Annotated in this window: 16 protein-coding genes and 1 riboswitch; of the genes, 13 read left to right on the top strand and 3 right to left on the bottom strand. The window is 63.2% G+C overall.

Annotated elements, in window-relative coordinates; genetic code table 11:
* Positions 1–121 precede the first annotated feature (121 nt).
* The 4 genes from PVT67_RS07900 to PVT67_RS07915 are packed head-to-tail and all read left to right on the top strand — an operon-like array spanning position 122 to position 1,751.
* Complete coding sequence (locus PVT67_RS07900; RefSeq protein ID WP_301499359.1) at positions 122–454, top strand: nuclear transport factor 2 family protein; 333 nt, start codon at positions 122–124, stop codon at positions 452–454.
* Between the two features lie 42 nt (positions 455–496).
* On the top strand, positions 497–982 hold the full coding sequence (locus tag PVT67_RS07905; protein WP_301499360.1) for a T6SS immunity protein Tdi1 domain-containing protein: 486 nt from the start codon (positions 497–499) through the stop codon (positions 980–982).
* Positions 983–1,041: 59 nt separating this feature from the next.
* Positions 1,042–1,281: a DUF3565 domain-containing protein gene (locus PVT67_RS07910; RefSeq protein WP_301499361.1), complete on the top strand. Its 240-nt coding sequence runs from the start codon at positions 1,042–1,044 to the stop codon at positions 1,279–1,281.
* Positions 1,278–1,751 (top strand): NYN domain-containing protein, encoded by a 474-nt coding sequence (locus PVT67_RS07915; RefSeq protein ID WP_301499362.1) that lies wholly within the window; start codon positions 1,278–1,280, stop codon positions 1,749–1,751. Before PVT67_RS07910 ends, PVT67_RS07915 begins: the two co-directional genes overlap by 4 nt.
* Positions 1,752–1,782: 31 nt before the next feature.
* On the opposite strand, the gene PVT67_RS07920 is transcribed toward PVT67_RS07915, so the two are convergent.
* On the bottom strand, positions 1,783–3,540 hold the full coding sequence (locus PVT67_RS07920) for a M61 family metallopeptidase (protein WP_301499363.1): 1,758 nt from the start codon (positions 3,538–3,540) through the stop codon (positions 1,783–1,785).
* A 68-nt stretch (positions 3,541–3,608) separates the two neighbouring features.
* On the opposite strand from PVT67_RS07920, the gene hinT reads away from it, so the two are divergent.
* The 9 genes from hinT (at position 3,609) to PVT67_RS07965 (ending at position 11,677) form a co-directional block, all read left to right on the top strand.
* The gene (gene hinT, locus PVT67_RS07925; RefSeq protein ID WP_301499364.1) at positions 3,609–3,962 is read left to right on the top strand and encodes a purine nucleoside phosphoramidase; all 354 of its coding nucleotides are present in this window, start codon (positions 3,609–3,611) and stop codon (positions 3,960–3,962) included.
* Positions 3,963–4,055: 93 nt separating this feature from the next.
* Positions 4,056–4,161, top strand: a riboswitch (TPP riboswitch).
* Between the two features lie 37 nt (positions 4,162–4,198).
* Positions 4,199–6,247, top strand: coding sequence for a TonB-dependent receptor (locus PVT67_RS07930; protein ID WP_301499365.1), 2,049 nt, complete (start codon positions 4,199–4,201; stop codon positions 6,245–6,247).
* Positions 6,248–6,256: 9 nt separating this feature from the next.
* Positions 6,257–6,502, top strand: a complete 246-nt coding sequence (locus PVT67_RS07935; protein WP_301499366.1) for a YkoF family thiamine-binding protein — start codon at positions 6,257–6,259, stop codon at positions 6,500–6,502.
* Entirely contained in the window at positions 6,499–7,098 is a 600-nt protein-coding gene (gene pnuC, locus PVT67_RS07940) for a nicotinamide riboside transporter PnuC (RefSeq protein WP_336407822.1), read from the top strand. The genes PVT67_RS07935 and pnuC overlap by 4 nt, the downstream gene beginning before the upstream one ends.
* On the top strand, positions 7,079–7,858 hold the full coding sequence (locus tag PVT67_RS07945) for a choline/ethanolamine kinase family protein (protein WP_301499367.1): 780 nt from the start codon (positions 7,079–7,081) through the stop codon (positions 7,856–7,858). Before pnuC ends, PVT67_RS07945 begins: the two co-directional genes overlap by 20 nt.
* Before the next feature lie 86 nt (positions 7,859–7,944).
* Positions 7,945–9,036, top strand: coding sequence for a sensor histidine kinase (locus PVT67_RS07950; RefSeq protein ID WP_301499368.1), 1,092 nt, complete (start codon positions 7,945–7,947; stop codon positions 9,034–9,036).
* On the top strand, positions 9,033–9,845 hold the full coding sequence (locus tag PVT67_RS07955) for a LytR/AlgR family response regulator transcription factor (RefSeq protein ID WP_301499369.1): 813 nt from the start codon (positions 9,033–9,035) through the stop codon (positions 9,843–9,845). The genes PVT67_RS07950 and PVT67_RS07955 overlap by 4 nt, the downstream gene beginning before the upstream one ends.
* A gap of 44 nt (positions 9,846–9,889) precedes the next feature.
* Positions 9,890–10,825, top strand: coding sequence for a DMT family transporter (locus tag PVT67_RS07960; protein ID WP_301499370.1), 936 nt, complete (start codon positions 9,890–9,892; stop codon positions 10,823–10,825).
* A 222-nt stretch (positions 10,826–11,047) separates the two neighbouring features.
* Positions 11,048–11,677: a hypothetical protein gene (locus tag PVT67_RS07965; RefSeq protein WP_301499371.1), complete on the top strand. Its 630-nt coding sequence runs from the start codon at positions 11,048–11,050 to the stop codon at positions 11,675–11,677.
* 82 nt (positions 11,678–11,759) lie between these two features.
* Here PVT67_RS07965 and PVT67_RS07970 read toward each other — a convergent pair whose 3' ends face one another.
* Both PVT67_RS07970 and pyk read right to left on the bottom strand, forming a co-directional pair.
* The gene (locus PVT67_RS07970) at positions 11,760–11,960 is read right to left on the bottom strand and encodes a YwbE family protein (RefSeq protein WP_301499372.1); all 201 of its coding nucleotides are present in this window, start codon (positions 11,958–11,960) and stop codon (positions 11,760–11,762) included.
* Between the two features lie 151 nt (positions 11,961–12,111).
* On the bottom strand, positions 12,112–13,548 hold the full coding sequence (gene pyk / locus PVT67_RS07975; protein ID WP_301499373.1) for a pyruvate kinase: 1,437 nt from the start codon (positions 13,546–13,548) through the stop codon (positions 12,112–12,114).
* Positions 13,549–13,612: the final 64 nt, after the last annotated feature.

The raw sequence follows: 13,612 nt of genomic DNA on the forward strand, positions 1-13,612 counted from the left end.
CAATAGGATAGCCTTTTCGACCTGCTAAAAACGCATCTCTGCTGCAACGCGGGCGCCTTGGTGCCGAGCGGTTGAGAGGGGTTTTACCCGTTCAACGAGATGGCTCACAAGGAGACCTGTAGTGACCAACCCTGAAGCCCCTGTCCAGCGCCAGTTGGACGCTTACAACGATCACGACTTGGAACGCTTCCTGGCCCAGTACCATGAGGATGTGCAGGTTTTCCGGCCACCGGCGGCGGAGCCTGTGCAGGTGGGCAAGGCGGCCATGGGGGCCCATTACGCCAATCACCGTTTCAACCTGCCGGACCTGCACGCCAGGCTGGTCAACCGCATGGTGTCGGGCAATATCGTCGTCGACCATGAAGAGGTCAGCGGCCTTGGCGAGGCGCCGGTCTCGGCCATTGCCGTCTACAAGGTGGTGGATGGTAAGATCCGCACCGCCTGGTTTTACTGAGCAATAAGCCGGCTTTTTGAGGTGGCTTTCACAGGGAGTTTTATGTCAATCACCTTACATGACCTGATCGTCGATTTTTCCCATCTGGATCCTGATGCGTTGTTGTCGGATTGGCGCTGGCTAACTGGCAGCGACAAGCAGCCGATCCTGATCACGGCCATGGGCAATGCTTTTTTGCTGAACAGGGCCGATGACAGTGTCTGGCTGCTCGATGCTGGCGAAGGAAGCCTGAAGCCCGTCACCAATTCGGTTGAAGAGCTGGAAGCCTGCCTGTCCGACCACGACTTCGTGATGGAAAGGTTCCTGGTCGAAGATTTTGTCGGCCTGCGAGAGGCTGGTAAGCGGCTTGCCGAGGGGCAGGTCTACGGCTATATCCGGCCTCCCGCCTTGGGTGGCGGCTTCGACATCGAGAACTTGGAGCCCACCGACATGCAGGTGCATTTCAGCTTCTCCGGGCAAGTCCACGAACAGGTCAAGGATTTGCCCGAAGGCACCCCCATATCCAACATTTCCTTCGGAAAAGCCTGAGGCCATCTGAAGGCGGCTAACATCAGCAACGCCTTACCTGCGTTGACGGAGCGATAGAGATGGACCAGCCCATCATCGGTTACCACCAGGACGCAGAAGGCCACTGGGTAGCGGAGCTGGCCTGTGGCCATTTCCAGCATGTGCGCCATGACCCGCCCTGGCAGCAGCGGCCTTGGGTGGTGACCGAAGCGGGCAGGGCGGCCAAGCTGGGGCTGATGCTCGGCTGCAAGAAATGTGATGAAGGGGCGCCACCAGATCGCCTCGACGACCCCAACGACAGGCCCGGGAGCCCGCAGTGACAAGAGTGCTGATACTGGTCGACGTGCAGAACGCCTATTACACGGCCAGGCAGGCCTTCGGCCGCAACGTCGATTACAACGCCTTCTGGGCCAGGGCCACGGCGGGCCGGGAACTGGTCAAGGCCTTTGCCTACGCCATCGACAGGGGCGATCAGAAGCAGCGGGAATTCCAGAATATCCTGAGGGCTATCGGCTTCGAGGTGAAGCTCAAACCCTTTATCCAGCGGGCGGACGGCTCGGCCAAGGGGGACTGGGACGTGGGCATCACCCTCGATGCCATGGACCATGCAGGCCTTGCCGATGTGGTGGTGTTGCTGTCGGGCGACGGCGATTTCGACCTGCTGGCGAGCCGGCTGCGGGAGAAGGGCCAGAGGGTCGAGGTCTATGGCGTGGCCGAGCTGACGGCGGCGTCCCTGATGCATGCCGCCAGTGAATTCATCCCCATCGAAGGAAAGCTCCTGTTGCCTTGAAAAAAACGCCGCTTTCGCGGCGTTTTTTACATCAGGCGTCCAGCCAGCCCTTGAGCTTGTCCGGCTCGGCCAGCGCCAGCACGGCCGTGTCCAAAGGCGCCGGGCTTGGGATCAGCTCGAAGGTCATCAGCTCGTCGCGGCGAAAGGCGTGTACCTCCACAGCCCGCTCGCCTATGGCGGCCAGCTGCTTGGCAAGCTGGCCTTGGCGGGCGCGCAGGCCGTCGATGGCGACGATGACATCCCCGGCGGCAAGGCCGGCCTGGTCGGCGCTACCGCCATGGATGACGTTTTGCAGCTTGATGCCGCCGTCGGCGTCCAGCGTCTTGGCGCCCAGTACCAGGCGGCTGGGGCGGGCCTTGCCGGGTTGGCCGCCCTGGTCGCTATCGTCGGCGGCCGGTTCGAAGCTCAGGGTGACGCCCATGGCCGAAAGCAGCGGTATGGCCGGCAGCTCTTCGGTGCTGTGCAGGGCCTGGCTGAAGAAGGCGTCCAGGGGCTCACCGAGCAGGCCTTCGGCCAGGCGCTGGTGGCTGTCGTCCGCCGTGCCCAGGCCCTGCTGGCCGAAGTCTTCCCAGAGCCGCAGCATGAGGTCGTCCAGGTTGACCTCGTGGCCCGATTGCAGGCGCAGGGTGAGATCCAGGCACAGCGCCATGATGGCGCCCTTGGTGTAGTAGCTGACGATGGCGTTGGGGGCGTTTTCGTCCTGCTGGTAGAACTTGGTCCAGGCGTCGAAGCTCGAATCGGCCAGGCTTTGCACCTGGCGGCCCGGGCTTCTGGCCACCCGGGTGAAGGTGGTGGCCAGGCGGTCCAGGTAACCCTGGGCGTCGATAAGGCCGGCGCGGTGCAGCATCAGGTCGTCGTAGTAGGAGGTGATGCCCTCATAGGCCCAAAGCTGGATGCTGTGGCTCTCCCGTTCCAGCTGGTAGGGCAGGAAGGCGGCGGGCTTGATGCGCTTGACGTTCCAGTTGTGGAAATACTCATGGGAGCAGAGCGCCAGGAAGTCCAGGTAGTCCTTACCGTTCAAGGCGTAGCGGGGGATCATCAGGGCCGTGGAGTTACGGTGCTCGAGGCCGCCATAACTGTCCGCCGTGACCATGGTCAGGAACCAGTATTCGGTGAAGGGGTGGGGCTCGCCGAAGAAATCCAGCTGGGTCTCGCAGATGGCGGCCAGATCCCGCTTGAGCTTCTCCCTGTCGCCATAATGATGGCCGGTCAGCACCAGGTGGTGGGGTATGCCCTTGGCCTTGAAGCTCAGCACCTCGAAGTCGCCCATCTCGACGGGATGGTCGATGAGGGCGTCATAGTCCTGGGCCTGGAAGCGGCCGAAGCCCCAGGGCTCGCCGCTTTGGCGGGGCAGGCCAGTGGCCAGCTGCCAGTGGGGGGCCTCCAGGGGGGCCTGGATGTCGACCGTGACCGGCTCGCTCTCCTGGCCGGCGACGGCCAGGAACACCGAAGTGCCGTTGAAGAAGCCGTGGGTCTCGTCGAGGTGGGCGCCGCGCACCGACAGATCCCAGGCGTAGGTCTGGTAGCGCACCTGCACCGGCCCCTCTACCTGGCCCAGCTGCCAGCGGGCCTTGCCGAGCTTGGTGACGGTGACGGGGTTGCCGTCCTCGTCGCTGGCCTCTATCCATTGCAGGTGTTTGGCAAAATCGCGGATGAGGTAGGAGCCCGGGATCCAGGCTGGCAGCCAGAGCTGCTGGCCGCCCGCCTCGGGTTCGTCGATGGTGAGGAGCACTTCGAACAAATGCCTGCTAAGGCTTACAGGCTTGATGTCATAATGGATGGCAGTCATTGGCTTGCAGCATCAAGGGTTTGGCTGCCAGTCTAGCATGGACTTCGAAGCCGCTTAAGGAGCACCAGATGAGCGAAGAAACCATTTTCTCCAAGATCATCCGCCGCGAGATCCCCGCCGAGATCCTCTACCAGGACGACCTGGTCACCGCCTTTAGGGACATCAACCCCAAGGCCCCCGTCCATGTGCTGATCGTGCCCAATATCCTCATTCCCACCGCCGACGACATCACCGAGGATCATGAGCCTTATCTGGGCCGCATGATGACGGTGGCGGCCAAGCTGGCCCGGGACGCCGGCGTGGCCGAAGACGGCTACCGGCTGATGATGAATTGCCGCAGCCACGGCGGTCAGGAGGTCTACCATATCCACCTGCACCTGCTGGGTGGCAGGCCGCTGGGGCCCATGCTGGCCAGGGGCTAGGCGCTGGTAGCTGGGAGCAAGGAGGTCACTGCTTACCGCTTGCTGGCGGTAAGGGGCTGACATTGGATTGCGGTCTCGTTACAATCGCCGCGAATTTTCACCAGGGGGAGGCCTTTCAGGCCTGAGATGTCGGTGCACCGACAGACCCTTTGAACCTGATCCGGCTCGTACCGGCGTAGGGATGGTGCTCTGCCATTACTGCCGCACGCCCCGGATCTCTTATCCAAGAGGTCCAGATGTTCCCAAAATCCCTTATCACCCTTTCCCTGCTCAGCGCCCTGGCCCAGGCCGACGACGGCATCGAGCATCTGCAGGTCACCGGCGATTTCCGCTCCCAGGCCCTGACCGAATTGACCGACAGCATCTCTGTGCTCTCCGCCGACGAGCTGGACAAACGCCATGCGGAAAGTCTGGACCAGGCCCTGGATCTGGTGCCCAACGTCAACTTCGCATCTGGGGCCAGCCGCGGCCGCTTCATCCAAATTCGCGGCATAGGTGAGCGCAGCCAGTTCGTGGATCCGGTCAACCCCTCTGTGGGCCTCTTGGTCGACGGCTTCGACTTTTCCGGCCTCGGCCTTGCCGGCATCCTGAGCGACGTCGACCAGGTGGAGGTCTTCCGCGGCCCCCAGGGCACCCGTTTCGGCGCCAACGCCCTGGCCGGCCTCGTCAACATCCACACCCAAGACCCTGCCCAGGATGTCGAAGGCTATGGCCGCCTGAGCCTGGCCAACCATAATGCCCGCCGCCTGGAAGGGGCCGTCGGCGGCGGCTTGGGCGAGGGCTGGTCGGCGCGCCTGGCCGGCTCCAGCTACGACTCAGACGGCGACAACTTCAACAGCTTCCTGGGCCACGCCACCAACGACCGCAGCGAAGACAGCGCTCGCCTGAAACTCCGTTATCTCGGCAGCGATTGGCAGTGGGACCTGACCGGCCTCTTCCTGGACGTGGACAACGGCTACGACGCCTTCAGCTTCGACAACTCCGGCACCACATTGTCCGACCAACCGGGCCGCGACAAGCAGCTCAGCCGCGGCTTGGGCTCGCGCCTGAGTTACCTCGGCTGGGACAAGGCCAAGGTCGAGCTCAGCACCACCGCCAGCAAATCAAGCAGCCTCTACAGCTATGACGAAGACTGGTCCAACCCGGGCTACTGCCAGAGCCGGGACTGCCCTTTTGGTGACTACGAGAGCTTCGATTCCTACGACCGCAACCGCGACACCCAAGTAGCGGACCTGCGCCTGGTCTCCAAGCCCGTCGGCCGCCTGGGCCAGGCCGACTGGGTGCTGGGCGTCTACGGCCGCCACCAGAACGAAAAGCTGGTGCGCGATTACACCTACGGCGGCCTCAATTCCAAGATCAAGAGCGACAACAGTGCCCTCTACGGCCAGCTGTCCTTGCCGCTGTCAGGCAACTGGCGCCTGACCGGCGGCGCCCGCCTCGAGCGCTGGCAGGCCGACTACGACGACAGCTATCCCCAGCAGCTCTCCCACAGCGAGAACCTCTGGGGCGCCGATCTCAGCCTGGGTTACAGCCTGGACAACGCCCTCTACTACCTGGCGCTCTCCCGCGGCTACAAGCCCGGCGGCTTCAACAGCACCGGCAGCGTCAGCCCGCAGCACCGCAGCTTCGACACCGAGACGGCGGTCAACCTGGAGGCCGGGGCCAAGTGGTGGCTGCGATCCGACCTGTCCCTGGCGGTCAGCGTCTTCCAGATGTGGCGGGACAACATGCAGGTCAAGACCTACGAGACCCGCGACCGCGGTGACGGATCTGTGGAGTTCATCGAGTACCTGGACAATGCCGCCTCCGGCCGCAACCAGGGCTTGGAAGCGGAGCTTGGCTGGCAGGCCACCCAGAGCCTGCGCCTGCGCGCCAGCCTGGGCCTCTTGAAGACCCGCTACAAGGACTTCGTCAACGCCAGCGGCGAGAAGCTGGACGGCCGTGACCAGGCCCAGGCGCCGCGCTGGAGCTACCACCTGGCCGCCGACTGGCAGCTGGCGGACGCCTGGCTGCTGACCGTCGAGACCGAGGGCAAGGACAAGTACTACTTCTCCGACAGCCACGACGAGCAGTCCTGGGCCTATGCCCTCTGGCACGCCAACCTGGCCTGGCAGCAGGGCAACTGGGAGCTGGATCTCTTTGGGCGCAACCTCTTCGACCGCCACTACGCCACCCGCGGCTTCGGCGGCTTCGGCAACGATCCGGCGGACGGCTACACCGAACATCCCTATTATCAACTGGGCGACGGCCGCGTGGTCGGTGTCAGTGCCAGTTACCGTTTCTAAGGAGCCAAGATGCAACTCTCTGTCGAGATCTCGATGTACCCCTTGGCGGATGACTATATTCCGCCGATCCAGGCCTTTATCGACGAGCTGAACCGCCACCCCGAGCTCAAGGTGATCACCAACACCATGAGCACCCAGGTGTTCGGCCCCTACGATCTGGTGTTGGCGGTGGTGGGGCAGGCCATGAAGGCCCAGCACGCGAAGGGCAAGGCCAGCTTCGTCTGCAAGTTCCTGGGCGGGGATCTGCGCCCGTGAGCCACTTCGCTCAGGAAGTGCTGGACCAGTTGCTGGCCACCTCGCCCCTGGAAGGGGCGGCGGTGGTGCTGGCCGTCGCCTACCTCTGGCTGGCCATGCGCCAAAGCCAGTGGTGCTGGCCGGCGGCCCTGGTCAGCACCCTGATCTACGTGGTGCTCTTCTATGACGTGGCGCTCCTGTCCGAGTCGGTGCTCAACCTCTACTACATGGCCATGGCCGGCTACGGCTGGTGGAGCTGGCGCCAGGGCACCCAAGGGGGCCGGCTGCCGGTCAACGCCAGGCCGCTGGGCTGGCACTTGCGGCTGATCGCGGTCGGGGGACTGCTCTCCCTGGGCTGGGGCTACTTGATGGCCAACCACACCCAGGCCGCCTTTCCCTATCTTGACGGCGCCACCAGCTGCTTTGCGGTGTTAACCACCTGGATGGTGACCCGCAAGGTGCTGGAAAACTGGCTCTACTGGGTGGTCATCGATGGGGTCAGCATCTGGCTCTACCTGCAAAAGGATCTCGCCATGACGGCGCTGCTGTTCCTCGGTTACGTGCTGATGGCCCTGTCGGGCTACTGGAGCTGGCGCCGTGATCTGCAACCTGCCTGAGCCCTGGGCCAAAGCCCGCCGCACCCCTTTCGAGGGCGGCCTGACCAACCGCCATTGGCTGCTGGAGGGCGGCGCCGGCAAGGCGCTGCTCAGGCAAAACAGCGCCGCCCTGGAGCTGGGCATAGACCGCGGCGCCGAGCTTCGGCTTTGGCAGGCGGCAAGCGCTGCCGGCATCAGCCCGGAGCTGCTTTGGCAGCAGGGGGATTGGACCCTGTGCCGCTTCCTGGACGCAGAGCCCGGCCCCGCCGATACGGAGCAGAAGCTGGATGCCCTCTTGGGGGCCATCCGCTGGCTGCAGGGCCAGGCATTGGCACTACCGGTGTTGCCCTTGCGGGAGCGGGCCTTGGCCCTGGGGGCAGGCGAGGGCAGGGCCGAGGGGCCCTGGGCCGCCTACGCCCTTATCGAGCAGAGTCCCTTGCCGCTGGTATCCGCCCATGTGGATCTCAATCCCCAGAACTGCCTCTGGCAAGGGCCCAGGCTCTGGCTGGTGGACTGGGAATATGGCAGCCTGGCCGACCCCTATTACGACATCGCTGCCCTGCATATCACCCATGAGGTGCCCATCGACAGGCTCACCAGCGGCTGGCAGCGAGGTGGCGGCGAGGCGCTGGACAAGGCCCGGCTGCTGGCCATGGCGGCCGTCTTTGCCCACCTCTGCGAGGCCTGGTGCCGCCATCCCCAGGCGGGTTACCTTGCCTATGCTGCGCATTATCGCAAAGCATGGGGCCATTGCCTTGCCGCCCTCGAAAGCGTCCTTTAGCCTTCGCCCTAGAGTCATTGCCCGGTTCCCTTCATGTTGCCAAGCCCCAAGGCTGACTGCGCCTCTATCGCTTGCCGAGGCGCCTTATGAGAAAGTCCCTCTCTGACGATCCCAAGGACGTGGGCCGCACCCTGTTCGGCCGACATCACGACAAGTATTTCTGGCTGCTGCACAGCTTCGGCTGGGCAAGCTACGGCGCCCTGTTCTGGATCTCCAACTACCTGGCCGGCAGTTCAGACAAGTACTGGGTCCATATCGCCTTTTTGAGCGGTACCGGCTGGCTGCTGTCCATACCCCTGCGCTACCTGTACCGGCGGATCTGGAACTTCAGGCCCCGCACCATCGTCTTCATCGCCATTCTCGCCTGCCTGCTGGTGGGCATGGTCTGGCAGCTGGCGCGCAATTTCTTCTACTTTGCCGTGCTTTATCCCAACAAGGCGCCGGACGCCTGGTCGGGCTATTACGGCTACGTGGTGGCGGCGGTGCCCATCTTGGCGGCCTGGAGCGGCCTCTATTTCGGCATCAAGTACTACCGCATGTTGCAGCTGATGAACGAGAAGGCACTCAAGGCCACCAACGCCGCCCAGCAGGCGCAGCTGCGGGCCCTGCGCTACCAGCTCAACCCCCATTTCCTGTTCAATACCCTGAACGCCATCTCCACCCTGGTGATGGTCAAGGACAACGACACCGCCAACCGCATGGTGGTGGGCTTGGCCGACTTCCTGCGTTACTCGTTGGAGAACGACCCTATCCGCCGGGTGCCGCTGGAGCAGGAAGTGCGGGCCATGGAAAAATACCTCGCCATCGAGGAGGTGCGCTTTTCCGACCGCCTCAAGGTGCACTGGCAGATAGCGGACGAGGTGAAACTGGCGCTGGTGCCGTCCCTTATCCTCCAGCCCCTTATCGAGAACGCCATCAAGTACGGGGTGGCGGCCCGGGTGCAGGGGGGCAACCTCTGGATCTCGGGCAAACGTTTTGGTAGTGATCTCTTGCTGGAGATCACCGATGATGGCCCAGGCCTTGGGCAGGGCAAGAGCACCAGCACCGGCCTTGGATTGGCCAATACCCGCGAGCGCCTTCAGACCCTCTACGGTGAGGATTTCGCCTTCACCCTGACCTCCAGGGCGGCCTCGGGATTGACCGTAAACTTACGCATACCCTACCAGACAGAAGAATGACCATTAGAACCCTGATAGTTGACGACGAGCCCCTGGCCCGCCAGGGACTGAAACTCCGCCTGGCCGACTATCCGGCCCTGACGCTGGTGGGGGAGGCTTCCTCCGCCAAGGAGGCTTTGCAGTCCATAGTGGCACTCAAGCCGGATCTGGTGTTCCTCGACATCCAGATGCCGGGCATGAGCGGCATCGAGCTGCTCGAATCCCTGGTGGAAAAAGACCTGGATCTACCGCTGGTGGTCTTCGTCACCGCCTATGACGATTACGCGGTCAAGGCCTTTGAACTCCACGCCTTGGACTACCTCCTGAAACCCGTGGATGGCGAGCGCCTCAAGGATTGCCTGGAGCGCATCGGCAGCCAACTGGAGCAGCGTGACCAGGCGCGGCGCGAGGCCCGCATGCTCAAGGCCCTGGCGGAACTGGCCGGCGTAAGCATGGACGAGGTGCAGCAGCGCCTCAGCCGTGGCGAGGCGGTGACCGGCGACTACGCCAGCCAACTGGCCATCCGCGACGGCTCAGAAGTGAGCCTGGTGGCCGTTGCCGACATCGACTGGGTGGACGCCGCCGGCGATTACATGTGCATCCACGCCAAGGGCGTCACCCACATCATGCGCAAGACCATGAAAGAGCTGGAGGCCATGCTGGACCCCCGCCGCTTCGTGCGCATCCACCGCAGCGCCATCGTCAACCGCGAACGCATCGGCCAGCTCATCAACCTGGCCAGCGCCGACTACCTGGTGCGCCTCAAGAGCGGCGATGAGCTGCGGGTTGGGCGCTCCTACCGGGAAAAGGTCAAACAGCTGTTGCTCTGAGCTTGGCTCAGGGCTTTTCATCTACCCACTTTCGGAGCTTATCCATGCATCCGTTATCAGGGCGCGCCGGCTTTGGCGCGTTTTTGTCGTTGGTGACAGTGCTGCTCTGGGGCCTCTTGCCCATCGCCCTCAAGGAAGTGCTGGTGCACATGGACCCCTACACCATCACCTTCTACCGCTTCCTGGTTTCTGGCCTTATCCTAGCCACTTGGCTGGGAGCCAAGGGGAATTTGCCGCAGCTTGGCCGCCTCGAAGGGCAGGGGCCCTGGCTGCTGGGGGTGAGCATCGTCGGCCTGCTGGCCAACTACGGCTTCTACCTGCTGGCCCTTCGCCACCTCGACCCCCGTACTGCCCAGACAGTGATCCAGTTGGCGCCGCTGCTGCTGCTCTTGGGGGGCGTCTGGCTCTACAAGGAGCCCTTCGGGCCGTCCCAGCTGCTGGGGGTCTTGGTGCTGGTGTTGGGCCTGGGGCTTTTCTTCAACGAACGCCTGGTGCAGATCGTCACCGATTTTGCCGGCCTTGGCCTCGGCATCTTCCTGATGGTGATCGCCGCCGTGACCTGGGCCGCCTATGCCCTGGCCCAGAAGAAGCTGCTGCGCCATTTCAACTCGGTGCAGATCATGATGCTCATCAACCTGGCCGGTGCCCTGGTGTTCCTGCCTATGGCGAGCCCCGCCCAGGTGCTGCACCTTTCGACCTGGGAAGGAGGCTGGCTGCTGTTCTGTTGTTTCAACACCCTCATCGCCTACGGCGCCTTTGCCGAGGCGCTCAACCACTGGGAGGCCTCCAAGGTGTCGGCCCTGCTGGCCACCACGCCGCTCTTCACCTTCCTGTTCGTGGCGATGCTGGCGCCCTTTCTGCCCTTTGGTTTCGATACCGCCCAGCTGCCCTGGCTGTCTTATTTTGGGGCGGCATTGGTGGTGGTGGGCTCGGTGATCAACGCCCTTGGTAACCGCCTCGGCTGGCGGCGCCGGCGCTAGGCTATCCCTTGCCTTGGCCCAGGGTGCTGTCGTCCAAAGCGAGACACCATGGCAACTTTGTGCGCTCAAACCGGAGCCTTTGCTTTACATTTCCCTCTTATTTGTTAATTTAGTGTTCAACCTGCTGTAAAAGCAGGAAAAGCGAGGCAAAGATCCTTGCTACAGGACAATGAGGGAATGTTGGAGATGGATAAGGGGAGTCGAGCCGGGATCCTGGCTTTGATGCTTGCATTGTTTTCTTTTGAGACTCTGGCCCTGGATGAGGCCTTGCTGCCCCCCAGGATGAGGGTGGCCAAGGTCAGCCAGGAACAATACGCTGTGGCCTGGTGGCAGTGGCAGAAGTCCGTGCCCGGGCCGGCCAGCCCCTATGCGGACGTGACAGGGCACCGCTGCGACTACAACCAGAAGGGACCTGTCTGGTTCCTGGCCAGCGCACCCAACGGCCAGAAGGTGGATCGCTACTGCAACGTGCCGGCAGGCAAGTTCCTGTTCGTACCCATGCTCAGCATGTTGGCTGCCCCCAATTTCGAGAACCAGTACCCCTGCGAGACCATGCAGCAGGCGGTGCAGGTCAGCTGGCCGCTGATCAAGGAACTGAGCCTGCAGGTGGATGGCCAGGACATGGGCAACCTGGCGCCTTTCAAGCAGAGTTCCAGGCAGTGCTTCGATTTGTTGGGGGCCGTGTCCCGAGACCGGCTGCCGCCCAAGATCACGCCCTCGGCCACCGAAGGCTACTGGGTGATGGTCAAACCCCTGCCGCCAGGGGAGCACAAGCTCAGTATCCGCTCCCGCTACGAAGCCGGCGACGGTGAGCAGGTGCAGAACATCGACTACACCATCAATATCTACTGAGCCTTAAAAAAAAGCCCCTTTGCAGGGGCTTTTTTGATCTCTAGTCCGCAGACCCCTATAAAGCTGGCCCCGGGGACAAACCTCAGTCGTTATGGATCTCTTTTACCCGGCCGACCTGGCCGTCTTCCAGCCTGACCTTGATGCCGTGGGGATGGTTGGCGGAGTTGGTGAGGATGCGCTGCACCACCCCTTCGGTCAGGGCGCCGCTGCTTTGGTCTTCTTTGAGTACCACTGCCACCTTGGCGCCGATCTTGATGTTGGCGCGAATGTTACCGCTCTTCATGCTAGTCCCTTGGGGCTGAAAATGGTGACACCATAGCAGCCCTGTCTCTGCTGGTCATGCAGGTCTTGGAGAATAAGGCACTTCCGCTGCACTATTGATCCAGGCAGGCATAAAAAAGGCGCCATCAGGCGCCTTTTTGCGTTTCGGAGACTCAGTCGACCTGCAAAATCTTGCAGGTGTTGGTGCCGCCTATGGTTTCCATGCGGTCGCCGTGGGTCAGCAGCACCAGATCGCCGCTCTGCAGCAGGCCCTTGCCCTTGAGCAGGGCCAGGGCCTCGCGTTTCAGGGCCTCGTCGCGGTAGTGGCTGGAGTCGAAAGCCACCGGGAAGACACCGCGATACAGCGCCAGCCGGTTGAGGGTGTTGGCGTGGCGGGACAGGGCGAAGATCGGCAGGGCCGAGCTGATGCGGGACATCATCAGCGGGGTGGCACCGCTCTCGGTGAGGGCGATGATGGCCTTGACGCCGGCCAGGTGGTTGGCGGCGTACATGGTGGCCAGGCTGACGGTCTCTTCCACCGAGTTGAAGCTGTGGCTCATGCGGTGGGTGTCGATGAGGGCGGCCGGGTTCTTCTCTGCACCGATACAGACCCTGGCCATGGCTTCCACGGTTTCTACCGGGTATTTACCGGCGGCGGTCTCGGCAGAGAGCATCACGGCGTCGGTGCCGTCCAGCACGGCGTTGGCCACGTCCATGACCTCGGCCCGGGTCGGCATGGGGCTCTCGATCATGGTCTCCATCATCTGGGTGGCGGTGATCACCACCCGGTTCAGCTCGCGGGAGCGCTTGATGATGCGTTTCTGCTGGCCTACCAGTTCGGCGTCGCCGATCTCGACGCCCAGGTCGCCACGGGCCACCATGACGGCGTCTGAGGCCTGGATGATGTCGTCCAGGGTTTCGTCGTCGGCTACCGCTTCGGCCCGCTCCACCTTGGCGCAGATCAGCACCTTGGCGCCGGCCTGCTCGGCGAGCTCCCGGGCGTAGCGGAGATCGTCGCCACTGCGGGGGAAGGAAACGGCCAGGTAGTCGACGCCGATGGCGGCGGCGGTCTTGATGTCGGCCTTGTCCTTGTCGGTCAGGGCAGGGGCTGTGAGGCCGCCGCCCTGGCGGTTGATGCCCTTGTTGTTGGACAGGGGCCCGCCGATGATGACGCGGGTGAACACCTTGGCACCTTCGACGCCGGTTACCACCAGCTGTACCCGGCCGTCATCCAACAGCAGCACGTCGTCTTTCTCTACGTCCTGGGGCAGGGCCTTGTAGTCCAAGCCGACGGCGCCCTGGTGGCCTTCACCTGCCGGTAGCTCGGCGTCCAGCACGAAGCTGTCGCCGACGGCCAGTTGGATGGGGCCGTCCTTGAAGGTGGAGACGCGGATCTTGGGACCCTGGAGATCGCCGAGGATGGCGACATGGCGGCCGAGGCGGGCGGCGATGTCGCGGACCGCTTTGGCGCGGCCCATGTGATCTTCAGGTTTACCGTGGGAGAAGTTCAGGCGGACGACGTTGGCGCCGGCCCTGATGATGTTCTCGAGGTTGTTACCCTTGTCCGTGGCGGGCCCCAGGGTGGTGACGATTTTCGTTCTTCTGAGCATGACTGTTTACCAACAATGGCGACGGAGCCACTATAGCATAAGCCTTGTCCAGATGATGTAATTT

It is taken from the genome of Gallaecimonas kandeliae, assembly GCF_030450055.1.
Lineage (GTDB): Bacteria > Pseudomonadota > Gammaproteobacteria > Enterobacterales > Gallaecimonadaceae > Gallaecimonas > Gallaecimonas kandeliae.